General features: G+C 53.4%; 26 protein-coding genes. 4 read left to right on the top strand and 22 right to left on the bottom strand.

The window, feature by feature from the left end; genetic code table 11:
• Positions 1-73: 73 nt before the first annotated feature.
• Both ACYJL1_RS25220 and ACYJL1_RS25215 read left to right on the top strand, forming a co-directional pair.
• Positions 74-439, top strand: coding sequence for a YciI family protein (locus tag ACYJL1_RS25220; RefSeq protein WP_460899820.1), 366 nt, complete (start codon positions 74-76; stop codon positions 437-439).
• Positions 436-1671, top strand: a complete 1236-nt coding sequence (locus tag ACYJL1_RS25215) for an RNA polymerase sigma factor (protein ID WP_460899819.1) — start codon at positions 436-438, stop codon at positions 1669-1671. Before ACYJL1_RS25220 ends, ACYJL1_RS25215 begins: the two co-directional genes overlap by 4 nt.
• 5 nt (positions 1672-1676) lie before the next feature.
• Here ACYJL1_RS25215 and ACYJL1_RS25210 read toward each other — a convergent pair whose 3' ends face one another.
• From ACYJL1_RS25210 to ACYJL1_RS25200, 3 genes are all read right to left on the bottom strand, one after another.
• Entirely contained in the window at positions 1677-2240 is a 564-nt protein-coding gene (locus ACYJL1_RS25210) for a methylated-DNA--[protein]-cysteine S-methyltransferase (RefSeq protein WP_460899818.1), read from the bottom strand.
• A gap of 91 nt (positions 2241-2331) precedes the next feature.
• Positions 2332-2748: a hypothetical protein gene (locus tag ACYJL1_RS25205; RefSeq protein ID WP_460899817.1), complete on the bottom strand. Its 417-nt coding sequence runs from the start codon at positions 2746-2748 to the stop codon at positions 2332-2334.
• Between the two features lie 183 nt (positions 2749-2931).
• The gene (locus tag ACYJL1_RS25200) at positions 2932-3639 is read right to left on the bottom strand and encodes a glutathione S-transferase family protein (protein WP_460899816.1); all 708 of its coding nucleotides are present in this window, start codon (positions 3637-3639) and stop codon (positions 2932-2934) included.
• Positions 3640-3771: 132 nt separating this feature from the next.
• On the opposite strand from ACYJL1_RS25200, the gene ACYJL1_RS25195 reads away from it, so the two are divergent.
• Both ACYJL1_RS25195 and ACYJL1_RS25190 read left to right on the top strand, forming a co-directional pair.
• On the top strand, positions 3772-4668 hold the full coding sequence (locus ACYJL1_RS25195) for a LysR substrate-binding domain-containing protein (protein ID WP_460899815.1): 897 nt from the start codon (positions 3772-3774) through the stop codon (positions 4666-4668).
• 118 nt (positions 4669-4786) lie between these two features.
• Positions 4787-5128, top strand: coding sequence for a PilZ domain-containing protein (locus ACYJL1_RS25190; RefSeq protein ID WP_460899814.1), 342 nt, complete (start codon positions 4787-4789; stop codon positions 5126-5128).
• A gap of 19 nt (positions 5129-5147) precedes the next feature.
• On the opposite strand, the gene ACYJL1_RS25185 is transcribed toward ACYJL1_RS25190, so the two are convergent.
• The 19 genes from ACYJL1_RS25185 to fliF form a co-directional block, all read right to left on the bottom strand.
• A complete protein-coding gene (locus tag ACYJL1_RS25185; protein ID WP_460899813.1) occupies positions 5148-5618 on the bottom strand; it encodes a hypothetical protein in 471 nt (156 codons plus the stop codon).
• The gene (locus tag ACYJL1_RS25180) at positions 5615-6022 is read right to left on the bottom strand and encodes a flagellar protein FlgN (protein ID WP_460900010.1); all 408 of its coding nucleotides are present in this window, start codon (positions 6020-6022) and stop codon (positions 5615-5617) included. The genes ACYJL1_RS25185 and ACYJL1_RS25180 overlap by 4 nt, the downstream gene beginning before the upstream one ends.
• A 2-nt stretch (positions 6023-6024) precedes the next feature.
• A complete protein-coding gene (locus tag ACYJL1_RS25175; RefSeq protein ID WP_460899812.1) occupies positions 6025-6501 on the bottom strand; it encodes a rod-binding protein in 477 nt (158 codons plus the stop codon).
• Between the two features lie 75 nt (positions 6502-6576).
• A complete protein-coding gene (locus ACYJL1_RS25170; protein ID WP_460899811.1) occupies positions 6577-6975 on the bottom strand; it encodes a hypothetical protein in 399 nt (132 codons plus the stop codon).
• Entirely contained in the window at positions 6975-7724 is a 750-nt protein-coding gene (gene fliR, locus ACYJL1_RS25165) for a flagellar biosynthetic protein FliR (protein ID WP_460899810.1), read from the bottom strand. The genes ACYJL1_RS25170 and fliR overlap by 1 nt, the downstream gene beginning before the upstream one ends.
• A gap of 11 nt (positions 7725-7735) precedes the next feature.
• Positions 7736-9826 (bottom strand): flagellar biosynthesis protein FlhA, encoded by a 2091-nt coding sequence (flhA, locus tag ACYJL1_RS25160; RefSeq protein ID WP_460899809.1) that lies wholly within the window; start codon positions 9824-9826, stop codon positions 7736-7738.
• Between the two features lie 70 nt (positions 9827-9896).
• Positions 9897-10163 (bottom strand): flagellar biosynthetic protein FliQ, encoded by a 267-nt coding sequence (locus ACYJL1_RS25155; RefSeq protein ID WP_115054996.1) that lies wholly within the window; start codon positions 10161-10163, stop codon positions 9897-9899.
• Between the two features lie 2 nt (positions 10164-10165).
• On the bottom strand, positions 10166-10561 hold the full coding sequence (flgD, locus tag ACYJL1_RS25150; protein ID WP_460899808.1) for a flagellar hook assembly protein FlgD: 396 nt from the start codon (positions 10559-10561) through the stop codon (positions 10166-10168).
• On the bottom strand, positions 10558-11001 hold the full coding sequence (gene flbT / locus ACYJL1_RS25145; RefSeq protein WP_460899807.1) for a flagellar biosynthesis repressor FlbT: 444 nt from the start codon (positions 10999-11001) through the stop codon (positions 10558-10560). The genes flgD and flbT overlap by 4 nt, the downstream gene beginning before the upstream one ends.
• Entirely contained in the window at positions 10998-11342 is a 345-nt protein-coding gene (gene flaF / locus ACYJL1_RS25140; RefSeq protein ID WP_460899806.1) for a flagellar biosynthesis regulator FlaF, read from the bottom strand. The genes flbT and flaF overlap by 4 nt, the downstream gene beginning before the upstream one ends.
• 47 nt (positions 11343-11389) lie before the next feature.
• Positions 11390-12439, bottom strand: a complete 1050-nt coding sequence (locus ACYJL1_RS25135; RefSeq protein WP_460899805.1) for a flagellar hook-associated family protein — start codon at positions 12437-12439, stop codon at positions 11390-11392.
• 2 nt (positions 12440-12441) lie between these two features.
• Entirely contained in the window at positions 12442-13896 is a 1455-nt protein-coding gene (gene flgK / locus ACYJL1_RS25130) for a flagellar hook-associated protein FlgK (RefSeq protein ID WP_460899804.1), read from the bottom strand.
• 31 nt (positions 13897-13927) lie between these two features.
• Positions 13928-15190 carry a flagellar hook protein FlgE gene (locus ACYJL1_RS25125; protein WP_460899803.1) on the bottom strand — a complete coding sequence of 421 codons (1263 nt, stop codon included), beginning with the start codon at positions 15188-15190 and terminating at the stop codon, positions 13928-13930.
• Positions 15191-15319: 129 nt separating this feature from the next.
• Positions 15320-15991, bottom strand: a complete 672-nt coding sequence (ftcR, locus tag ACYJL1_RS25120; protein WP_460899802.1) for a flagellar transcriptional regulator FtcR — start codon at positions 15989-15991, stop codon at positions 15320-15322.
• A gap of 487 nt (positions 15992-16478) precedes the next feature.
• Positions 16479-17762 carry a flagellar hook-length control protein FliK gene (gene fliK / locus ACYJL1_RS25115; protein ID WP_460899801.1) on the bottom strand — a complete coding sequence of 428 codons (1284 nt, stop codon included), beginning with the start codon at positions 17760-17762 and terminating at the stop codon, positions 16479-16481.
• Positions 17759-18937 (bottom strand): chemotaxis protein, encoded by a 1179-nt coding sequence (locus ACYJL1_RS25110; protein ID WP_460899800.1) that lies wholly within the window; start codon positions 18935-18937, stop codon positions 17759-17761. Before ACYJL1_RS25110 ends, fliK begins: the two co-directional genes overlap by 4 nt.
• 23 nt (positions 18938-18960) lie before the next feature.
• Positions 18961-20193, bottom strand: a complete 1233-nt coding sequence (locus tag ACYJL1_RS25105) for a MotB family protein (RefSeq protein WP_460899799.1) — start codon at positions 20191-20193, stop codon at positions 18961-18963.
• Positions 20190-20855 carry a hypothetical protein gene (locus tag ACYJL1_RS25100; protein ID WP_460899798.1) on the bottom strand — a complete coding sequence of 222 codons (666 nt, stop codon included), beginning with the start codon at positions 20853-20855 and terminating at the stop codon, positions 20190-20192. Before ACYJL1_RS25100 ends, ACYJL1_RS25105 begins: the two co-directional genes overlap by 4 nt.
• The gene (fliF, locus tag ACYJL1_RS25095; RefSeq protein ID WP_460899797.1) at positions 20852-22498 is read right to left on the bottom strand and encodes a flagellar basal-body MS-ring/collar protein FliF; all 1647 of its coding nucleotides are present in this window, start codon (positions 22496-22498) and stop codon (positions 20852-20854) included. Before fliF ends, ACYJL1_RS25100 begins: the two co-directional genes overlap by 4 nt.
• Positions 22499-22560 lie beyond the last annotated feature (62 nt).

Here is a 22560-nt window from a genome sequence, read left to right as displayed (position 1 = left end):
TGTAGCTTTGTCGAATCGGACTTCCGCCAAACGATTAGGGGTGTTCAACAACCTAACTGAAGGAAATCAGATTATGCGATACGCCTGTCTCATCTATTACAATGCAAAAACACTCTTTAGCGGAAGCCCTGAAGCCAATGCAGCACTTTCCGAGTGCGCCGACTATGACGAGAAACTAAAAGAAAGCGGCCATTTCGTCATGGGCGAGGCCCTTGAACTGCCTGAAAACGCCATGACTTTACAGGTACGTGATGGCAAGATGTCTGCGGTCGACGGCCCATTCATGGAAACCAGAGAAATGCTGGGCGGGATTATCCTGATCGAAGCCAACGATCTTAATGATGCTGTGCGGGCCGCATCGGGACATCCCTTGGCAAAGATTGGCTCGATCGAAGTCCGGCCGGTTGTCGACTTCAGCACGCCGCCGCCGGAACTGTGAACCGGCACGGTGCAGACGCCGCCTTTGAAGCAATCTATCGTTCCGAAAAGCGCCGCGTCCTTGCAACATTGATCCGTCTTCTTGGCGGATTTGAAGCGGCGGAGGAGGCCTTGCAAGAGGCCTTCACCGCTGCTGCGGAACGTTGGCCGCGCGAGGGTATTCCGCAAAATCCCTATGCCTGGCTCGTCTCCACCGGACGTTTCAAAGCAATTGATCGCTGGCGCAAACAGGCGCGGCTCGCCGCCGCCATACCCGAGCTTACTGTCCTTGCAGAGCAACTGTATGAACCTGCAGTGCCAGAAGATATCAGCGATGATGAGCTACGGCTGATCTTCACCTGTTGTTATCCGGCACTTGCCGCCGACGCACGTATCGCCCTCACCTTGCGCGAAGTTGCCGGACTGACGACGGAAGAGATTGCCCGGGCATATATCGCTCCCGCCCCGACCATCGCCCAGCGTATTGTCAGGGCGAAGACAAAAATTCGTGAGGACGCCATTCCCTATGAAGTGCCGGACCATGCCCAGCTCCCAGAACGCCTCGAAAGTGTTTTGCGGGTTATTTATCTCATCTTCAATGAGGGTTATGCCACTACTGAAGGGCCGGAACTGACAAGGGCTGACCTTTGCGCCGAAGCAATTCGATTAGGCCGACTGATGGTTGGTTTGCTGCGGGAGCCAGAAGCAATGGGACTGCTGGCGCTGATGCTCCTGCACGAAGGGCGGCGCCACACCCGTATCGACCAGGTCGGGGACATTGTATTGTTGGAAGATCAGGACCGGTCACTTTGGAACCGCCATCTGATTGATGAAGCCGGCACACTGGTAGAGCAGGCATTCGCCGCTCGCAATATCGGTCCTTATGTTCTTCAGGCTGCTATCGCCAGCGTCCACGCCAATGCATCGACCACCCAGGACACCGACTGGGCCCAGATCGTTACGCTGTATGATATCCTCTTGCGCGTGGACCCATCCCCTGTCGTGGCTTTAAACCGAGCCGCAGCACTTTCGCAACGTGATGGGGCACAAGCCGGGCTTGCTGCAATCGAAATAATTATCCAGCAAGGGAACCTCGAAAACTATCCATTGGCCCATGCAGCCCGTGCCGATATGCAACGGCAACTTGGAATGACCGAGGCTGCCGTGAGCTCTTACCGGCGAGCCATAGCACTGACACGTCAACCGGCAGAGTTGCGCTTTCTTAAATCGCGCCTGGCTGCTCTGTCATCGTGATAGCTTCAAAAACCAAAGGATTGCTGTGCCGCCGGTGGAGCGCCAAGATGGACGCCCTCCAGTTCAAGCATACGGGCCTTGGCAACTGAACCACCGGGCGCAGAGAAGCCCCCGACCTTGCCTCCCGCGGCCAGAACCCGATGACATGGGATAATCAAAGGTATGGGATTTTTGGCCATGGCCTGCCCGACATCTCTCGCGGCTTCGGGGCCTGCTCCCAGTTCTTTTGCGATCGTGCCATACGTCGTCGTGTCGCCCCAGCCAAGGCGTCTCGCTTGCGCATAGATTTGCTCGAAAAACGGCTCCTGATCGCCAATGTCTACTGCAACACCGGAGAAATCTATTTCTTCTCCATCAAAGTAACGCTTTGCAGCGGCAATTACTTTTACTACTTCCGCTGTCGGTTCGCTAAGTAGTGCTTTGGGCAAACGGCGAAGCAGAACGCGTTCCGTCGCCTCTGCACTCTTTGTCGGCAATTGGAACCGCGTAATACCGATATTGTTCCAGGCGACACCGCAGAATCCCCCTGCGGTATCGAAAACACAATAGTGATGTATTGTCTCGCTCATGAGGCAGCCTCAGATTTCAACCTGCCTTTAAAATCGTGAACTCTGACAGAAAATTCAATCCGATTCTTGCAATTGTTGTCAGTAGACTCGATCAATCAGCAACGGATATAACAATATCGCACAGACCTTTGCGCACAACCTTTTCCGATGTGACCTGCCCCTGTTGGATGTTGAACATGGCATCAACGCGTGTGCCAGCACCCTTCTTGCGCGCCACTATCCGTAAGGTTTGTTCCCGCCCGGAACCAGACGTCTCCTGATAAGCGTCAATTGCACCAAGAGATTTGTTGACCTGTATTCCTGAAAAACCTTCCGCGGCTACCGCCTGAGCAAGTGTTTTCAAAACCTGATCTGCTTTAGCCTTTGGAAAAACATATGAGGTCTTGTAGTTCATTGCCGTTATTAAGGGCACTCCAGTCACCTTGAAGTTACTTTCGCAAGTTTGCGCGTAACCCGCCGAAACACCGGCAACGGCAAACAGTAAAGCCAGAACAACTTGGTTTCTCAATGGTATGACTCCCCCGAGTTTGATGAAAAAAACCTGCCAATCTCAATCTGAGAATTTTTTACTAAAGTAAAGAAGCTTCTTCATCATTACACCAGGAAAGCAAAAATCTGGATTGCTTCCCTGGTGTCTCTTTGGATTTGACCGCCGGTTATCAGCTTGGAGACGTGCAGACGCTCTGATCGCTCATGCCGCTTTGCGCGTAAGTTTCAGAGCATCGTCAAAACTGACATGCCCTGCAAAGCCACCAGCAGAGACTGCCGGTTCTTCGTGCTCAATCGCATAGGCGAACCTTACCCCTGCATCAGCTTCCAATCTTTGGTGAAGCGCGTTTAAACCAGCATAGTCAGCGTAACTTGCTGTCTTGTGGAAATCGCTCCAACGGGCGATTCCCATGTAGTAAGCATCTGCCAATGTCGGGTTATCACCCAACAGCCATTGCTGACTTCCAAGCAGAAGTTCCAAATCCTCATGAGCCTTGGCTACCTTGGTCTTGCCATAACCAATCAGCACCTCCCTTTCGTTCCCGTCACTTGCATGTTCAAGCGCGTACCAAAGCGATGCATATGCGTTGAAAAAAGTGGTGTTCAAGAATGCCAGCATCTGGTTCAGACGATCAAAATCTTTGGTGCCTTGCCTGAAGGCTATTCCCTGTTCAATGGCCCCGGTTCCGATATGGTTGAGGATAGCCATGCTTTCGCTGATAAACTCGCCCGTTGTCGTCCGTAATGTAGGTGTCTCCCCGACAGCATTGATCTGCCGATAGGCCTCGCTGGTCACAGTTTCCGGCATCGCGATGCGTGAGAGCAGATAGGGTTGCCTGGACCACTCCAGCGCAACAATTGAACCGAAAGAGCAGCCTTCAGGCACGCCATAGAAAAGTATCTGGGTCATTGTGATTTCCTTATTTCTTCATTCAAGGCTCTTCCGCCTTCACAATTATTAGTTAGTATAATTGGACGATCTTCTGGTACACAGCAATTTTGCAACCTATCGTCCACATATATGGACTATGAGGGAACGCTGATGATGAATCTCAATGATCTTTATCTTTTTGTTCAGGCCGTCGACGGTGGGAGCTTTTCAGAGGCGGGGCGCCGACTCGGCATCCCCAAATCGACAATCAGCAAGCGCATAGCCGAGCTGGAAGCAGAACTCGGCGTTCGCCTCATCCATCGTACATCGCGCAGCTTTTCATTGTCAGACGTTGGGCGTGACTTCTTCAATCATGCACGCGGTGCATTGGTTGAAGCGGAAGCGGCCGAAAATATCGTTCGCAGCCGGATGGCCGAGCCGAGCGGCACTGTAAGACTGACGGCCTCCATTCCCACAACACAATTTTATCTGGCAGACTGCCTGCCGGTCATTGCCAGCAAGTACCCCAAGATAAATCTGGAAATGCATGCAAGCGACCGGTTTGTCGATCTCGTCCAGGAAGGCTACGACCTCGCGATCCGCAGTCATTTTGCACCCTTGCCAGATTCGGATCTTGTCCAAAGACAATTGATGGTCGAACCGATATTTGTCGTTGCATCTCCCGGATATCTTTCTGCACAGGGAGAGCCCGCCTCTCCGCACGAGCTGATCAACCATTTTGGTTTGTTAACTGCTCCTGGCGCGGAAAACTGGCATCTTGTTTCGGACACTGGCGCGGTCGTGACGGCAAAGCCGATCCGGAGAATGATGGCGAACGAATCCATCGCCCTGATCAAAGCGGCCATTGCCGGGCTGGGAATGACATGTCTGCCATCGTCAATCTGTGCAAGTGCAATTCGTCGTGGAGATTTGCTCCGCGTTTTGCCCGGCTGGTCAGCAGGTACTGTGACAACGACCCTGCTTATGCCTCACCGTCGCGGACAATTGCCCAGCGTGCGAGCCGTCGTGGAATTTTTATCGAACCAGCTGCCGAAAAACGTCGATTGAGAGCACTCCGGTTTATAACGGATTTGCAATTGTTTCAGCGTACACAACAGAAGATTGCCAGATTGCAGACTTCGGTTTGAGATCCCGGCCTTATATGATTGCGTTGAGTACACTATCCATGTCCGTGCCCAGACCCGGCAAATCAGAACAAAGAGAACAAGACCGCAAGCGAACGAGATTGCGCTCCGGCAAACTTGTGACTTTGGACGGACAGTTTCTCACAGAGTGCCATTTTCAGGATCTCGCCGAAGGCGGAGCTCGGATACGGATGATTGGTCAGTGCGATGTCCCCGACCGTTTCTGGCTGTTTGACGATCAACATTGCGGCGCTCTCATTGCGCGGATTGTCTGGCGCAAGGATCTGGATGTCGGGGTGCGGTTTGCGCCGGATGCAAGCGTCGCTCCATTGAGCGAAAGAGTGCTTCATGCATTGTCCGGCAAGTATTATTCGCTGGGCTGAAAGATCCGGGCAGATCGGGTCAACCGCGACTGATACCCTTGGTGTTTTGGTCGCGAATTTCTTTGGATGAAATGTAGTTGAATTGCTGAACCAAAAGGTCCTTGACGAGAGGCTCGGGGAAACGTGCATTGACGCCATCGATAACAGCCTGTTTTACGTCATCGAACTTGACCGTCTGCACGTCCTTCACGTCGGAGTAATGGCCGTAGAACTGCTGAAATATCTCGTCATTGATGAAGAATGATACCGGTAATTTGACAGAGGCTTTCACAGCACTGTCAATCGTATAGACAAGCTGGGTCACAACGTAGCCCTGAACAGCGCCGTCGATGATAATCGGAACACTGAAGACTTCCGTCTTGCCATCATCCAGCGGCTGAGGATTGTGAGAAGCCACCGCAGCACCCGCTGAATTCTGCTGAACGGCAAAATAAAGTGAACCGAGAGCAACAATACATATCCACAATCCGATGATGACGATGCGTATCATGCGCCCATGCCATCGCGCATTTGCCGCGCCGTATAGGTGCCGTCAGCTTCATGTGTTTCAAGCGCGTCACGGATTATGCCTGTCAGTTCGCTGACGGCCCGCAAGTGTAATTTCAAGGCTTCACAATTACGCTCAAGCTTGAGCCTCAGATTATCAAGCACAGGCTGAAGCGTTTTGAGTGCCGGATTGTCGACCGATTTCACGGCCTTTCCCAGTGCCTTGTTGAAATCACGCAACCCGCGGCTCTTGCTGGCATTGATCTCGGCAAGATCAACAGCACCACCTTCCATGAGAATATCTGTCTCATGTTCAATTACACCTTCCAATCGCCGGATGGCGATAAGAACAGGATCGAGGGCAGGATCAAGGCCGATTTTCTGCTTGTCGTCGTTAACGGTTACCATTTTCATGAATCCTGCTCTTTGGTATGAATGGCCGTAGCGGCGTCGAGAGACTCAACCGCTTCGTTTTTAATTCGTTTGGCACTCTGCTCTTCCAGCATGCGTGCAATTCCAACTCCGCCAACCTCTGCCATCTGATTGGCAATGGCTTCGGACATCATCGACTTCCAGTATTCCCCTGCAATACCTTCACCGTAGACTGCCTGATTCTCACCCGCGAACATTGATTCAACGAAAGACTGCAGCATAAAGGCTTCAAACTTTTTGAAAGCAGGGTTTGAAACAGGCGTGTTTGAAGGCGCGCCCGCAGAGTGGGTTCCTTCTGTCCGAAATCGCGCAAAATTCTCGCTTGATAACGGCCCTTGTGCCGTAACCCGGTCGGCAGCCATGGTCCGCAATCTTTCCATCGATGCCCGCATGGTCTGCGGGTCAGCAGCCTTGGCCACATCCAACACCAGATCGGAAGGAGGATTAACCGACATAAAAGACCGTCCCAAACTGTTTCATGTTTATGACATTAACTGCTCAAACTTGACTGAGGCTTGAGCCTTGCACATTTAGTTCGCAGCTTTCCCGAGCAACTGGCTGATATATTCATCGATTTCCATAGAGGCATCCTGGCGCTGTTGTTCGCTTTCATGGGACCGTAACCGGTCGCCCAGGACATCCAGCGTCCTAGAAATCTTCAACAGGTGCTTGCGTTGAGCCGCCGCCTGATCCGCCAGATGACTTGCTCTCATTCTGTTCGCCTCCAGTCGTTTTATGATAAGGTCCGGAGGAACCAGATCAGCACCGGGATTGAATCTGTCATCCTGCATTTTGAACAGCGCCTCGCTCTCGTCAGCAATCGCCAAGACCTGCATATTAAGATTGGCAATCGCCATTTCAGCGCGCGTTTTCTCCAGTTTTTGCAACCGGATCAAACCGAGATACGAAGCGTGTTTGCCGGTCGCCATCAAAATGTCCGCAGATAGGAGCCAGCTTCGCTTGTGAAAAGCCTTAGCAGGTCCGGCATGGCGAAGTAGAGCAGCATGAGACCACCAGCCAGCACGAATGGCATGGAAATGAAGTAGACCGGGATAGCCGGGGTTAGCTTGTTAATCAGCCCGACAGCGATATTCACGACAACTGCAAAAACGATGAATGGTGCAGCTATTCGTATGGTGCTCATGAATGCTTTTGACAGGGTATCCGTCAGATTGACCAAGGCCGTGCCCGGCTGGAAAATACCATCAACCGGGATAGCTGTGTAGGAGGACAGGAGCGCGCGAAACACCTCCAGATGCAAATCTGTGATGAAGAAAAGGCAAAGCGCTGTGAGAGTCACAAAGCTGGCGATTGCGGCTTGCGGCTCCTCCCCTTCGATCGATCCTGCCGGTGCACCGGAATAACCAACAGACATCGCAATAGTATTGGCCATGAACTGCAAGGCCCAGAAATACATGCGGGCCAGCACGCCGATCAACCCGCCGACAAGAATTTCCACCACGATGATCCGCATCAAAACAAGCGGTGCGGTTTTCGCTGCCGGAGCCACTTGAGCGAGCACCAATGGGACCACCATCAACGAACATGCCAGCGCCAGAAAAAGCCGTATCTGTGCAGGAATGCGCGGGCTGGAAATGCCCGGCATGATCAGCAGGCAGGCCCCCACGCGTGCGAACACCAGAAGTCCGGCAAGTGCCGTGTCACCCAGGGCAAGCATTCAGGTCCTGCTCACGAAATTGTTCCAAGGGAACGAACTTCAACGCCTCGCGCTATCTCCACATGAGACAGAACGGAAAGCGTTGTGAACAAGCGCTCGATGATCATCCGGATATAGGGCCGGGCTTCGGGCGAAGCAACCAGAACAAACCGCTCTCCAGCATCGAGATGCTTGCGGATCGCACTCGTTGCTTCCGTTCCGAATTGCTCAAGCAGACGCGGATCAATGTCGAATTCCGTAACTTCACCCTTGGCATCCCGCTTGAGACTTTGATGGAAAACCAGATCCCAGCGATTGCCCAGACGCAACACAGAAAGCACGCTATTGTCGGCAAGATCGCCGCAAATCTGTTGTGCCATGCGCATACGCACATGCTCAACGATCATCTCCGACCGCCGGACATGCGGTGCGACTTCAGCGATCGCTTCAAGGATCAAATGGAGATTGCGGATCGAAACACGTTCCGAGAGCAAAAGCTTCAGAACCGCCTGCAAACCGGAATAAGACAGGTTGGCTGGACAAATATCATCAAGCAGCTTCTTGTATTCCGGGCCAAGCCGATCAAGCAGCGCCCGCATATCCTTGTAGGACAGCAGTTGCGAAAGATTATTGCGAACGATCTCGCTTAAATGAGTGAGCAGGACCGAAAGATTGTCGACGGTCATATAGTTGTCGCGCTTAAGCTCTGCGGCAAATGTTTCGGGAACTGAATAAGCCTTCATCCCGAAAGCCGGTTCTCTTACTTCTTCGCCGGGAACATGTGGCGGTGGCCGGTCTCCGGGGATGACGAGAATCTCGCCGACACGAAGTTCATGCGAAGCCACCACGGTGCCATGAATCTTGATGCGGTAAGTCTTTGGCGGCAGCAGGAAGTCGTCCGTAACCTTGATTTCGGGTACGACGAATCCATATTCCACCGCAAATTTCTTGCGCATTTTGTTGACGCGGTGCGCCAGCTCCAGCTGTGAGGACATCAGTCGCGAAGACAATTGCTTGCCAAGGCAAAGCTCGATCTGCGTCGTTTCAAGCGATGCTTTGACAGAGTTGCGATCCTCATCCTCTGCAGTCTTCTGCTTCATCACCAATTCGGCTTGTGCTGCAGCGGCAATCCTGGCCAGTTTGCGCGGCACAGAAATGCCGATCGCGGTCAAGCCGATCCCGAGTACAAAGAAAGGAAAGGCAGGCAGGCCCGGCAATATGCCAAGAACAAACAGCAGCAGGGCGGCGATGAAAAGGGCTTTTGGATAGGCTCCCAACTGTCCGAACACCGCTTTGTCAGTCGATCCCCGTGTGCCGCCCTTGGAGACCAGCAGACCTGCCGCCAGCGAAACAATCAAAGCAGGTATTTGTGTAACCAGGCCATCGCCAACTGACAGCTTGGTAAACACGTCGGCTGCTTCGCCGACTTCCATACCGTGCCGGGTCACACCGATTATAATACCACCAAAAATATTGACGGCGGTGATGATCAACCCGGCAATCGCGTCGCCTCGTACGAACTTGGAGGCACCATCCATCGACCCGAAGAACGCACTTTCTTCCTCCAGTTCACGGCGGCGGTGCTGAGCTTCTTTCTCATCAATGAGACCGGAGGATAAATCTGCGTCAATCGCCATCTGTTTGCCCGGTATCGCATCGAGCGTGAAGCGTGCACCGACTTCTGCAATACGCGTTGCACCCTTGGTGATGACCAGAAAATTGACAATGATCAGAATTGCGAAGACCACCAGCCCGATGACGAAGTCGCCCCCCATGACGAATTGTGAGAAGCCGTGAATGACCTGCCCAGCCGCGGCATAGCCCTCATCGCCGTGAGTCAGGATAACGCGTGTCGTTGCGATGTTAAGCGAAAGGCGCATCATGGTTGCGATCAGCAGCACGGTCGGAAATGCAGAGAAATCCAGCGGGCGTTGAATCCACAGCGAGACCATGAGTATCAAAACGGAGAGGGCAATGGAAAAGGCAAGCCCGATATCCAGAACCATCGGGGAAACCGGCAGGAACAGGACTGTCAGAATGATGACAATTCCGAGCGCAAGACCGACATCGCTGCCAGTCAGATAACCTTTATCGCCCAGTCGTTTTACTGCTGCCTGCTGCACGGCATTCTCCTATTTCAAAAAGACAATAGGAGATGAAGCTTACGCGAAGCCCGCGCGTCACACTCTTAGATCAAAAACCCTTTTCAATCCGCGAATAGGTCAGCAGCGTCAGTGTATTGATCTGCGAGCCAACAAAGGGAGCGGTCAAGGCAAGAACTGCCAGAATAACCAGTATCTTAGGAACAAACGTTAGTGTGACTTCCTGGATCTGTGTCAGCGCCTGAAACAGGGCAATGCCGACACCGGCAAGCATTGCTGCACCGACTGCTGGACCGGCGGCAACAATAACCGTCCAGATCGCCTGATTGACGATGTCGAGTGCATCAGCCTCATTCATGATCAGCTGATGACAATACCGGGAGTAATGATCATTTCTTCACCACCCTTGAGCTTGGCAACCATGCCGTCGCTATAGATGCGTACAGATTCGACCACCCCTGAGACCTTGCCGTCCGCGCTCGTTACGGTTCGTCCGATGATACCATCTGCCTGTGACAATGACGAACTGGCCAGCAATTGTTCAAGCTTGGCATTCATCTGAACAGCTTGTTCGACGCTGGAGAATTGCGCCAACTGCGTCACCTGTTGCGTTGCATCCATGGGCTTTGTCGGGTCCTGATTTTTCATCTGGGCCACGAGCAGCTTCAGAAAAGTCTGGTAGTCGGCACCGGCAACAGCTTTCGGCGAGTTGGACTGGTTTGTTTGTTCCGTGCCTATGGGCGGAATTGTGGTCATGCTATCGCCTCCGGCCTTATCTGGCCCGCTTGCGCAGGAATGGTAGTGTCGGAACCCGACATGATCTGTGCTTCCAGCGCATAAAGCGAACGGATCGATTTCAGTGCTTCGAATATCCGGCCGTTACAGACCATTTCATCTACCAGCTTCAGCTCTTTCAGCATTTGCTGGTTGGAAAACGTGCCGAGAAGCGCTGCCAGCATACGCTTGAAAGCCAGGTTTGCCTCATTCTTTGCCGATGGGTTGATCAGCATGATTTGCGCCGCAAAATAGAGCTGCCTGAGCGGTGTCGTTGTCTGGTCGGCCTGAAGCACATGGCTTTCCAGAAGGAAGCTCACATCGTTCATGAATTCGAGCGCAACTTTGCGATCAGCGCGCAAGACAGCCCCGTTCACATATATCTTTTCACCGGAACGCAGTGAGACTTTCATGGCGTTCATATCCCGTCGCGAATGGTTTTTGTGATATCGATAATACTGTCATAATCGACCGATCTTTCCTGACGGATCGCTTCCAGTTCCTTCAGGATGAATATGCCTATGGATATCAATGAAGCGCGTAGGTCCTGTGGCAACTGGTTTGCCGTATCACCCAGGTCTTCCATCACGATCATCCACAGGCGGGACGTGAACTCGATGGCTTCAATTCCCTTGAATGAATAACCGCCCTCATCACGTGCCGCTTCAAGCATCATGATCGATTGATCGAATAGTGACCGCTCCCGCTCTTTGGCGCTCGTAGCCCCATCATTGATAATATCGTCGTATCGAGCCTGGTACATTGTCTTCTCAAAGTTTCGATGCGTGCGGATTGCACACAAGGTCATGTTTATTTCAGGTAATTCAGCAAGCTCAGGCTTTGCATCTTCACAGTCAGCGCATAGGACGCATCAATCTGCGTTCGCAAAGCCTCCACCCTGTTGGCGGCTTCATAGGGGTCGACCCCTTCAAGACCGATCACCGAGCTGTTCAGCACTTTCAACTGCACTTCCAAACGATCCGTTGCGTCTTTCGTTCGCGCCTGGGCCATGCCAAGAACGGATTGCACCCCGGGAAGCGTTCCATTGGCTTGAGTCGTTGTCTCGATCGCCTTTGTTATCACCGCATCAAAAGCGCCCTGGTTCAAACCGATATTGGCGAATTCGGCGACCATCGTGTAGCTCATGATCATCTTGCGGAACCCGGCATTGTTTGCACTCACCGAGGTCTCGGCCAGCTCGGTAGGAGCGATGCGGCTTTTTATGAGCGTATCGGAGGCCGACGACCAATTGTCGGACCATGAACCCGCGTCAAACTCCGATGAGAATGGCCCGTCCAGATATGCCTTCATATCATTGGCTGTGATCGTCGATACCTGTGGGTCCGTAACCGAAAACCCGAAATGGTCTTCAAAGGATTGCAAAACTGCTGCGCGTGCAGGATTGCCTGCAGCCTCATAGTCACCAAGCGGCTTCACGTCGGTGTTGACACCGGCAAAAACATACTCGCCGTTAAAACTGGTATTGACCAGGGATGTCGCCGTCTGCAGCAGGCCTTTTGCCGCATTTGCCGCAACTTCATGACCCTGGCTGCTGCCACGCATGGCAATGATTGTTCCCAGAAAATCCTGCGAACCCTTCATGGCGTTGCTCAAGGCGTTTTGCGACGTTGTCATGCGTTCAGCCAGCAATTTATTTGAACCCGTGAGAACCGACAGCCGGTCATGCTCCTTGCGCAACGACAAGGACTGCCCCGTACGGCTTCCAAGGGCCAGACCTGTATCGAAAACGAGGCCGGTCGTTGCTTCCTGTTGCGCCTTGACCAAATCGGCTTGCGCCTTGGAGATGATACTCCGGGTTGCGTTTGCAAGGACGTATGAAGAGACCGATTGTGTTTTCATGTTTATGATGCCGCCCGGAAGAGTTCTTGGAACATGGCATCCACCGTTGACAAGATACGGGCCGACGCCTGATAGGAGTGCTCAAGGTCCAGCAATGACTGCATCTCGGTATCGATGTTGACGCCGCTGACATTGGAAATCGCATCACTCGCTCTGGACGAGAGAATTTTGTTATAGTCGTTCGTATCCGTCACGGATTTCCGCTTTTCCTCAAGCGAACTGATCGAAGCGGCCGAAAAGTCGAGAAGACTCTTGTTGTTGCCCGCGGCCGCATCCGGATCATAAGTGCGTGAAGCTCCGATTGCCCCCATCAGGCTCTGCAAGCGATCGGAATAGCCAGCCGATCCATCCGGATTTTGGACATAGGGTGTTCCTGCTGGCCCGCCGTCCCGCAATAGCGCAGGATTGCCGCCTTCCGACAGGACATAGGCGGACGACACCTTCAGTGATCCGGCAATGCCCGGAAGGATCGTGGCATCCGCTGGCATGGCAGGTGCGCCGGAATAGGTAAACAGGCCGGGTACCGTCGGTACTCCCGTGCCTTGTTCCGCAAACATGCTGACCAGGCTGCGGGCAATTTCATCCAGTTGCTTTTGATAGGCCGGTGCGGTCTGGTCGCGCAGTTGCAACAGGCCGCTCAGTCGCCCTGTTCCATAGGGTTGGTCAAATGTGCCATGTGACAGTGGCACCCCATCAACATAGACTTCATTGCCGCCGGTACCGGCGCTGAACGCGCTTGTCGGATTGAACGTCACGGCACGCGCAGACCTTTCAAAAAGGGTCACACCCGACTCGGCAAAAATGACCATATCATTGTCATCACGCTTCAATGTCGTGATACCGATCTCGCTTGAAATCTGCTTCAGCAGGCCGTCTCGCTCATCAAGATCGTCCGATATATCAGATCCGGCCCTCGTGCCGCTGACCACGCGATTATTAACCGCTTCGAACTTAACCAGCAGGTCGTTGATATTATTCACCGAGTCCGCAATGTCGTTGTCGGCATCCTGCCGAAGCTTCTGCGTTTCCTGGGTTCCCCGGTTAAGCGCATTGGCAAGCGAAATGGCCTTGGAAACAGCGGATTCTCCAACAGATGCATTGCCCGGTTGCGAGGCGTAAAGCTGGAGTGAATCCCGCAGATCTCCCAGAAGGGCTCGCGGTGAATCAGAGGCATTACTGGCCGAATAAATGCCCGAAAGGCGGTCTAGACCGCCCTTCAAAGTATCGGACGCTCCCAGAAAGCTGTTGGCTTCCACGAACTTGGAAAGAAGGGCCTCATCTGCCGAACGTTTCACTGACATATAGGTCAAGCCACCGGCTCCACTCACCACAGACCCTATGCGCCGCGTGAAATTCGGATCGTTGGCACCCGCAATATTGCGGGAGACGACTGCGGTCTGCTTTGAGACAGTATTGAGAGCACTCTGAGCAGTAAGGAGCGCTGAGGTTAGTGACATGCCCTTTGTCCAATTCCCATTGTAAGTTCAGCTATCGTTTCAGATTGACCAGCACGTCCATCAAGTCCGCACCGGTCTGAAAGACTTTGGAGTTTGCCGTATAGTTTCTCTGCGCTTCGATCATTTCTGTAAGATCCTGCGCGATATCTGCGTTGGATTCCTCAAGAGCTCCAGCCGTGATGCTGCCCAAGCTTCCCTTGCCGGCAAAACCGACCTGGACCTCACCGGAATCGGCACTGGTCGAAAACACATTACCTGACAGAACCTGAAGGTTGTCGGGGCTGGGAACGTCTGCCAGCGCAATCTGATAGATCGGGCGGGTCGTGCCGTTCTTGTAGTTTGCAACCACAATACCGTCGGCACCGATTGTTACATCTTCAATCGGGCTGGGGGAATTGCCATCAATCTTGACCTGAATGGGATTGTAATCACCAGCCAGTTGCTTGGTACCGGAAAAGTCAATTTCGAGCGGCTGGCCGTTGGGAACAACAACGGAAATTGACTTGTCCGCTGATGTGAGTTTGCCGGTGACAGCATCGAAATCGAAGGTTTCAGTCGTCAAAGGCGCTGCCGGTGCATAGGGAAATCCCCCGGACGCCGAAGCGTTTGCCTTGTTGTAGACCGCAGCTTCCCACTGGTTGTCCGCCGTCTTGGTGTAGTAGATATCCAGCACAACAACATTACCGAGATTATCATAGGTTTGAACCGAGGATTTGGCGGTAAATTTTGCTGTCGCCGTCGTATTTGCCGGCGGCCTGTCTGCAGCCGGTACAATCTCTGCGCCCGCTGGCAAATTTGCCGTAAAGATGCCATTGCGGCTCGGATCAGCAATCAGGTCGTTCTGTGAAAGATTAATCTTTTCCAGCCCCTGATAGCCATTTGCCACCGGATTTACGTTGCCGTTGGTGATGGGATAGCCCATCAGGTACAATCCAGCAGTATTGACAAGATTTCCGGCAGCGTCAGGAACAAACGATCCGGCCCGTGTCAGGTACGGCGTACCATTGGCATTGCTGACAATGAAGAAGCCTCTGCCCTTCAAGGCAAGATCGGTGGATGAGGTTGTGAACCGCAGTGGACCATCGTCCGAAATGTGGTGACGTACCGAGGTTTCGACGCCACCCGAATTGTAAGAGCCGCCAGAACTTGGAAGGACAAGCGACGAAAACTCAGTGCTCGCCCGCTTGTAGCCGGTTGTGCTTGAGTTTGCGATATTCTCGGATACCGTGGACAGGCGGTTGGCCTGGCCGTTCATACCCGACACGCCGGTTCGCATCATTCCGTAAAGGCTCATTTCGGTCTCCTAAAGCGCGATTCAGTCCAGAATCGTTATGCCTCGATACTTGTGCGAAGCTGACGTCGGGAATCACTGAGAGAGGCTTGATAATTTCGATCGGTCAGGACCGGCGGCAAGTGCCGGTCTTCAGTCGAGATTTATGCAGTAGCCAAGGAAGCGTTTGGAATCGATCGGATCATATCCAAGCTGCTCGCGCAGTTTTTTGCGCAGTTTGCTGATGTGACTCTCGACAACACTTTCTTCGACTTCACTATCGAAAATCCCGTAGATCGCATTGAATATCTGAGCCTTGTTCAGCCGCCGCCCGCGGTTGGCAATCAAATATTCAAGGATGCGTCGTTCCCGGCGTGGCAAAGAAAAATCGACACCATTGACCTGCGGATCACGCCCGTCAGAAAATATCATGATTGGGCCGACCCGGGTTCCGCTGTTGCCATTGCCGTAACGTCTGCGAATTGCATTGATGCGTGCCAGTATCTCACGGACATGCATCGGCTTGCGCACAACATCATCGACACCAGCCTGGAAAAGCTCCAGCGTGTTCTCCAATGATTGCGTGTCGTTGACAGCAATCACAGGAGCCGAGCAACGTTCACGGATTTTGTGTGGAAACTGGCTTCGGTTGGCGCATTCCCCAATCAGAAATGCTTCCACAGCCATGATATCATGCTCCTGAACAGTGGCGACCCACTCACCAAAATCGTTCGGAGAAAATCCTGTTGTTGTTATGCCCTCCCGGGCGAACCACGCAGAATACCCACTCGTCACCAGACTTCGTTCGTCGACGACTACAATCACAACCCCACCTTCCGAATCAGTAACTTAACCCCAAGCACGACACTCGTAGCGGGGGGAAGGAGCTGTCGACAATCCCCAACTAATTGTTCCTAATTAATTGGGAGTCGCACAGAGGTGGTGCGATAGCTGATCGGGGGAGAAAAGGTCGATGCACTGACTGCGGTAACCTGATGCAATAGCTTTAACAAATTGCTAACGGAAAATGAAATTCACGTTTTATTACCGTGTATTAACGTGGTCGCTTATTGCAGAAGATTCACGCAGCCGCGGGCCCAGTTTCTGAGCCGCCGGTGATCGTATTTTTCATTATCCGGCAAAGCTTATTTTTCTATGCAGCGCATTGTTCGGCCCTGCATGATTTCTTGCGGCTGTGATGGTCCGGTTCCGTGTTGGTTTCCGATGGGTATATTTTACTTCATCAAAGCTCGGCGCATGTATCGCTCAGCGGCATTGTCAGTGTCGACAATCTCTGCGAACCCGGCAGGAACTAAACGACAAGCCCACGCGAAGAATTCATCTGGGTGCCTGGCCTTGCCAGCGTCTCGGCATGGTCATCCGGTGCTGATTCCCCGAAACCGTTTTGATGAAACGACCGATCTTCCGGCATATTCTGGAAACCGGATTGACCCTGACTATCAGCGCGTGCGCCGAGCTGTTGCGGATCTTGCCCGTTAAGATTTTGCTGTCCAGGCTGAGGACTTCCCGCGCCTGCAGACGAGCGATCTACAATTGAGATTGTGACATTGGATGCATCCTCTGTCACGCCAGCCCGGTGCAGTGCTTTGCCGAGCGCTTCACGGTCATTCGACAGATGTTCTGCCATTGCGGCGTTTGCCACAGCAATCTGTATGTGCATCCCATCGGAAGTCAGGCGGAGTCTGGCAGTGACGCTACCAAGCTCGACGGGCTGCAACTGAATCACCAGCGTCCTTGCAGCTCCGGTGGTCCGGTCTGAAATGATCTGTATGTCAGCAACAGCCGGTTGATTGGCCGGTGCTGCAACCATCGCGATACTTCCGGCGAAAGGCTTCGCCATAGCTTGTGGCAGCGAAGGAGCTGCCTGTTGAAATGTGCTCTTATCAGGAGCCTCAAAGACATCTTGCCAAGACTTCGCGACTGGCTCGGAAACACGTTTCTCCAGTTTTACCTCATTTGACGAAAAAGCGGGGCCGACGGCTTCAATCTTCTGCTGCTCTGTAACAACAGGAGCCTGCGGAACAGGCCCAGATGCGGTTTGTCCCGGCACAGGTGACGCGGAAGAGTTGGAAGGTCTGGCAGGACGCTCTGCTGCCTGCTCCGGCTCTTGTTTGTTCTTGGCGGGTACGCCTTCTGCATCTATCTGTCGCTCAATGTCATTGTCACCTACCGTGAGCCCGAGATGACCTGAAGCTGTCACGGAAGTTTTTTCTTGCAGGGCTGGATTGTCAATTAGCCCATCAGGCACAGAACCGGTTTCGTCATGTAGCCGTCTATCGAGCATCTGCTCCAACTTAATAACGGGTTGCATAAAGGTGCTTTGTGCAATTGGCATGGAGCCTTCATTCTTGTGGTCAGGCGGGCTTTCCGGCACCGTACTTTTTTCGTCGCCTGGAGAGTGCTTTGGATCACCCTTCTGCTTTGGCTTGACGGCTTGCAACAGTGATCCGAAATCCGTCTGTGGCTCCTTGGTGCCGGACATTTCCCTAAGGTCGCCGGGCGTCTCTTCCTTGCCAGCAGCCCGGACCGGCGATTGCAGTTTCAGCTTGAAGGCCATGTTGGCTCCGATCGTCATTTCCCGGCCTTTCCAAGAATTGCATCGATCGCATCGAGCTTCTTTCGCGCTTCTGTAATCATTGCATCTTCAGTGTTGATGATGGGCGGCTGGCGCGTCTTTTGCGGCGCCTGCGTAAGGGCCTTTGTATTGGAAACAGCTTGAGCCTCGACGGCAGCAGACGTCACGTCGGGCCGCGCCGTTATTTTCCTTGCCATGGCCACAGCAGCTTCAAGCAGTTTTACGTCACGGCCATGCAGGCGTTCTTTTGGCAGAGCGGACAATATTCTGCCTGCTTCCCCGGTCTTGTCGGAACCGACATTGCCAACAGCCAGATAGAGCTTTGCCTGCGTATCATCAGCTTTAAGGGCAGCAGCCAGGTCCGCCGCCTCTTGCGCCGCAAACCGGGCCCGTACCAGATCACCACGAACGACAGAGCCGCGGGCGACACGTAAATAGAATGGCATCCGCGCACCGGGCCAGGTCAATATCGCCAATGTTTTGATTTCCTCGTCACTTACCTTGCTCTTTAGTTTCAACAAGGCATCGACAAGCTGACGATAGAAGTCTTCTGAATATGGTGAGCGTTCAAAGCGTTGAAGATAACTTCTGGCCAGACCAAGCAGCTTGTCTTTCTCGCCAAGATCAGCCGCAATACTCAGACTTCGACGCAGTGCGGCCTCTTCAAGCAGGGTTCCCGGCGCGTTAAGCCGTATATAATCAAGGCGTCCGAGAGCAGTGATCGCATCAATCGAAGCGAGCTGAGACGCCGTTACCAGATAGATTGATGCGTTCAGTTCAGTCGGCAAGTTTGGTGGCAGCTCCTGAAAGTTCTCAACTATTCGAAGAGCATCGCCATCGGCATAGGCCAATGATCCGGCGATAAGTCTCGGATCGACCTGATCCGGCTTCAGCGTGGTGATGACACCGCGAACAACATCAGGGTTGCCGCCGTTGAGCAGATAGATGAAAAGGGCGTAAGCATTGGCCGGTTTGTCCCAAGCCTCTGGCTTTGCCTCTTTAAACTGACGCGAAACATGCGCAAGGACGCGGTTGAGCATCGGCAGCGCTTCCGGCTTTCCGGAGGCCACCTGATCCTGCAGCATACGCATTGAGCGCACCAGAAGATACGGTTCCGGGGCAAGAACATCGGCTCGCGCCGACACCAGCGGAAAACCGAGCAGACCCAGTATCAACGCAAGATGACACCGCCTCACTCTCATCTGACAGCCGTTTTTAGAAAGATATCAATCCGGCGATTCTGCGCTGCATAAGGATCTGATGCAATCTTCGGGTCGCGGTCCGCGTAACCGTCAATTCGAAGAATGCGTTTTGCATCCAAGCCGCTCCGCGTGAGCATATAGTAAGCCATATGGGCCCGCGCAGAGGACAACCGCCAATTATCATAATTATCGCTCTTGAACGGACGCGCATCGGTATGACCGCTGATGACGACATCGCCTTTACGCGAGGCGAGAATCTTGCCAATCTCCTCCAGAACCTGCACCACGCGCTTGTCGGGCTTGGCCGAGCCAATGGCAAACATGCCATAATCAACTTTATCGGTCAGCTGAATCATAACGCCTTCATCCGTTGGGACGACCGTTACATCCGGCGCGTTCTTCTCATCTGCAATGCCGGTCTTTGCGATTTCCGCTGCAAGTTTCCGGGCAATCTCGGTTTGACTGAGATCAGGCTTGCTGTCCCGGCCTGCCGGTTCAGCAGGCTTCATACTCTCTGGCTTTTTTGCAACTTCCGGCTTGATATCCCCCGCACTCAACCGCTGTGCCAGCGATGCCTGTTCGATTTTTGCCGATTCTTCGTTTGCGATATCCTTCGCGACGCTGGCGCTTTTCTCATAGGATGGCGGTGGCACAGGCGGGCTATCCGTCAGGGGAAAAACTTCCTCATCCACCCGGTCAGTCCAATAATTGGGATTGAAGGGATCGCGATAGGCTTCACCACCTTCAGCACCCGTCAGCGGGCCGGCACGATTGATACCACCGGCGCCTGCAACGGACCGGTTTTGAAGGACACCCGAATCTGTAGCGATCTCCGCAAGAACCGCGTAGGGATCTTTAAAAATCTGCCGCTCTTCGCGTTCCGGTTGTGTCTCGGCTTCGCGATCATTTCGGGAGCTTTTGGTTTCCGCATCCGTGGAATCTGGCCGTTCGAAACGAACCTTGCCCTTTTCCTCATCCGAGTCCTGAATGCCTTTTGGTCTTGCGTTGCGATCCATCAATTTTACGGGGTTGAAATAGCTCGCAACGGCGGCTTTTGTTTCCTCGTTGGCTGCATTGATGAGCCACATGACGAGAAAGAATGCCATCATTGCCGTCATGAAGTCAGCATAAGCAATTTTCCATACGCCTCCATGATGGCTGTCCTCGCCATCGCCACGGCCACGTCGCACTATGACAATCTCGCGATGCGTTTCGGGATCGATATTCATCGAATATGGTCTCTCAAACTGTCAATCAAACGACCCAGCCGTGTCTCGACAACCGCATCGTCAAGCCGCAGGGACAGCTCCGCCTGATTTGCCTCCGTCAATGTAAAACGCGTGAGATCAAAACCTGATTGATTGCGTAAAGAATCGAGGAGATGTGGCGGCCCGCTGATATTTGCGGTGATCCCCTCATACCCCTTGGTCAATCGATCTATTTCACTTGCAAACGCACTGACGGCACGCTGCCGCATATCGCCTTCAATCAGTGGCACAAGAACAGCAGTCAGCGAACCGGAAAGATCCGCCGCTATTGCTTTTAGCCCCTCTTCCATCTGCGCTGAAATGTGAGCGCCTGTCTGCTCCAGGAAGGTTACTTCAGCTCCGGCAAGTTGTTCCTGAAATTCCCGCTCCAATCTGACTTTTTCAGCTTCGAACAGAACCGAAGCTTCAACCTGTCCCGACTCCCGCCCAGCTGCGAAGGCTTCCTTGATCTTGAGTTCATAATCAATGAGTTCGACCACCTCTTCAGGTGTGTCATTGGCATCGGCTTTGATCGTTATCCGCTCGCCTGGCGTGGTGAAGACCGTCACGCGATCGGCTGGCACGTGCTGCGGCGTGAAGTCCGTCAGCATGCTGGCAATGGATCTGGTTTGGGTTGCCGTCATGCTGCTTCATGCACCCATTGCTTGAGAATGGCAGCGACACGCTCCTCATCCATGTCGATCATCTGTTCCAGCCTGTTTTGCGCAGGTACGCGCATACGTCGCCTTAGTTCGCTGAGATCATCATAAGGCACACTTTGTTCTGCACTCGCAGTAGCGACGGCGGGGAGATTGCTCGCGGGAGCAAGGCCAGGCACCGCGAGATCTGAGTCATCGGCAAGCTGCAAAGCGTTCTGCTGATTGCTCATTTCGCGCATCAATGGACGCACGCCAAACCAGAGTACCAAACCGACTGCGGCAATCAGCGCCGCGGCGTTGATCAGCGTACCTGTCTGCCGGAAGATCAACTCTGATATGGGTGTTGAAGCCGGTTGCAGCTGCTCGTCAGCCGCCTCCAGAAAGTTCACAGCGGTAACATTGATCACATCGCCGCGTTTCGTATCAAGACCAGAAGCGGTCGCCACCAATTGCGTGATCTTGGCGATCTGCTGGTCGACAAAATTGGCAGGCGGTGGCGTCTCACCCGCTGTGGCGAGCAACCGCGCCTGATCAACAACCACGGCAATGGAAAGACGTTTAATCTGATAGCTGTCGCTTGTCGTCGAAATCGTCTTCGAACTCAGCTCATAATTGGTCAGTTCTTCGCGCTTGTCAGTCTTTTCTGTCGCGCTGTCGCCATTCCTGCTGGCGATCTCTTCCTGCGGAATGTTCTGTTCCACACCCGTCGCATTGTCACTGGTGGAATTTTTCGAATCGCCGCTCTCACGCACCACGCGAACCGAGCGTTCCACGCGCGATTCAGGGTCAAAAACCGTCTCGTTCGTCTGACGCCGATCCGTATCCAGAGCCACCTGAACGCTCGTCTGGAAATGTCCAATACCCAGATAGGGCGCTAAGGCCTTGCGGATATTTTCATCAACGGAGGATGAGACATTCTGCTCAAGCGTGGCCGACATAATGGCCCCCGCATTGGTGCCATCGTCCTTTGATGCCAGAAGCCTGCCATTCGTATCGAGGATCGTTACCTCCGATGCCGTCAATTGAGGGACTGCAGCGGCGACAAGCTGACGAATAGACTGTGCTGATTCAATCGCAAAATCGCCTTCTGTGCGGATGACCACCGAAGCGGAAGGAGCCTGGTCGCCACGACGGAAACTGCCTTTTTCGGGTAGCACAATATGCACGCGCGAAGCCTTGATCCCACGTATCGCCTGAATGGTGCGCGATATTTCCCCTTCGAGTGCACGCACCCGTGTAATTTCCTGCATAAAGGATGTCAGGCCAAGCGAGCCCATATTGTCGAAAAGTTCGTAACCGGCATTGTTGCTTGTTGGAAGGCCCTTCTCGGCAAGATACATGCGTGCTTGATCCGCCTTCCCGAACGGCACCAGCACCGACGTCCCGTCTGACTTGACGTCGAACGGTATGCCTGCTTCGCCCAGGGCCATGCCCATGCGGTTGACGTCATCCCGGCTCAGGCCGACATACAGGGTCTCATACTGCGGGCGATTGAGATAAAAGCTTGAAGCAAGAATGGCTGCAAAAAGTGTGACGCCAATAATGCCCAATGCAACAAGTCGCCGGGCGCCAAGCTTATTCAATGCTGTACCCAACTGCTCGAAAGTCTGTCTTACGTTCTTTTCCATCAATTCCCACCGCAACGCCGTGCAGTGACCATAGATGCTGAAGCTTGCGCGAAGTTAGAGTG

The organism is Phyllobacterium sp. K27 (assembly GCF_054796155.1).
Note: the sequence above shows the minus strand (reverse complement) of the source record. Positions and strands in the feature narration are given on the sequence as shown.

Excerpts from the sequence above, each read along its gene's own strand:
- ACYJL1_RS25220 (WP_460899820.1), top strand. The coding sequence starts at position 74 with ATGCGATACGCCTGTCTCATCTATTACAATGCAAAAACACTCTTTAGC.
- ACYJL1_RS25210 (WP_460899818.1), bottom strand. The coding sequence starts at position 2,240 with ATGAGCGAGACAATACATCACTATTGTGTTTTCGATACCGCAGGGGGA.
- ACYJL1_RS25200 (WP_460899816.1), bottom strand. The coding sequence starts at position 3,639 with ATGACCCAGATACTTTTCTATGGCGTGCCTGAAGGCTGCTCTTTCGGT.
- ACYJL1_RS25195 (WP_460899815.1), top strand. The coding sequence starts at position 3,772 with ATGATGAATCTCAATGATCTTTATCTTTTTGTTCAGGCCGTCGACGGT.
- ACYJL1_RS25190 (WP_460899814.1), top strand. The coding sequence starts at position 4,787 with ATGTCCGTGCCCAGACCCGGCAAATCAGAACAAAGAGAACAAGACCGC.
- ACYJL1_RS25185 (WP_460899813.1), bottom strand. The coding sequence starts at position 5,618 with ATGATACGCATCGTCATCATCGGATTGTGGATATGTATTGTTGCTCTC.
- ACYJL1_RS25180 (WP_460900010.1), bottom strand. The coding sequence starts at position 6,022 with ATGGTAACCGTTAACGACGACAAGCAGAAAATCGGCCTTGATCCTGCC.
- ACYJL1_RS25175 (WP_460899812.1), bottom strand. The coding sequence starts at position 6,501 with ATGTCGGTTAATCCTCCTTCCGATCTGGTGTTGGATGTGGCCAAGGCT.
- ACYJL1_RS25170 (WP_460899811.1), bottom strand. The coding sequence starts at position 6,975 with ATGGCGACCGGCAAACACGCTTCGTATCTCGGTTTGATCCGGTTGCAA.
- fliR (WP_460899810.1), bottom strand. The coding sequence starts at position 7,724 with ATGCTTGCCCTGGGTGACACGGCACTTGCCGGACTTCTGGTGTTCGCA.
- ACYJL1_RS25155 (WP_115054996.1), bottom strand. The coding sequence starts at position 10,163 with ATGAATGAGGCTGATGCACTCGACATCGTCAATCAGGCGATCTGGACG.
- flgD (WP_460899808.1), bottom strand. The coding sequence starts at position 10,561 with ATGACCACAATTCCGCCCATAGGCACGGAACAAACAAACCAGTCCAAC.
- flbT (WP_460899807.1), bottom strand. The coding sequence starts at position 11,001 with ATGAACGCCATGAAAGTCTCACTGCGTTCCGGTGAAAAGATATATGTG.
- flaF (WP_460899806.1), bottom strand. The coding sequence starts at position 11,342 with ATGTACCAGGCTCGATACGACGATATTATCAATGATGGGGCTACGAGC.
- ACYJL1_RS25135 (WP_460899805.1), bottom strand. The coding sequence starts at position 12,439 with ATGAAAACACAATCGGTCTCTTCATACGTCCTTGCAAACGCAACCCGG.
- flgK (WP_460899804.1), bottom strand. The coding sequence starts at position 13,896 with ATGTCACTAACCTCAGCGCTCCTTACTGCTCAGAGTGCTCTCAATACT.
- ACYJL1_RS25125 (WP_460899803.1), bottom strand. The coding sequence starts at position 15,190 with ATGAGCCTTTACGGAATGATGCGAACCGGCGTGTCGGGTATGAACGGC.
- fliK (WP_460899801.1), bottom strand. The coding sequence starts at position 17,762 with ATGACGATCGGAGCCAACATGGCCTTCAAGCTGAAACTGCAATCGCCG.
- ACYJL1_RS25105 (WP_460899799.1), bottom strand. The coding sequence starts at position 20,193 with ATGAATATCGATCCCGAAACGCATCGCGAGATTGTCATAGTGCGACGT.
- ACYJL1_RS25100 (WP_460899798.1), bottom strand. The coding sequence starts at position 20,855 with ATGACGGCAACCCAAACCAGATCCATTGCCAGCATGCTGACGGACTTC.
- fliF (WP_460899797.1), bottom strand. The coding sequence starts at position 22,498 with ATGGAAAAGAACGTAAGACAGACTTTCGAGCAGTTGGGTACAGCATTG.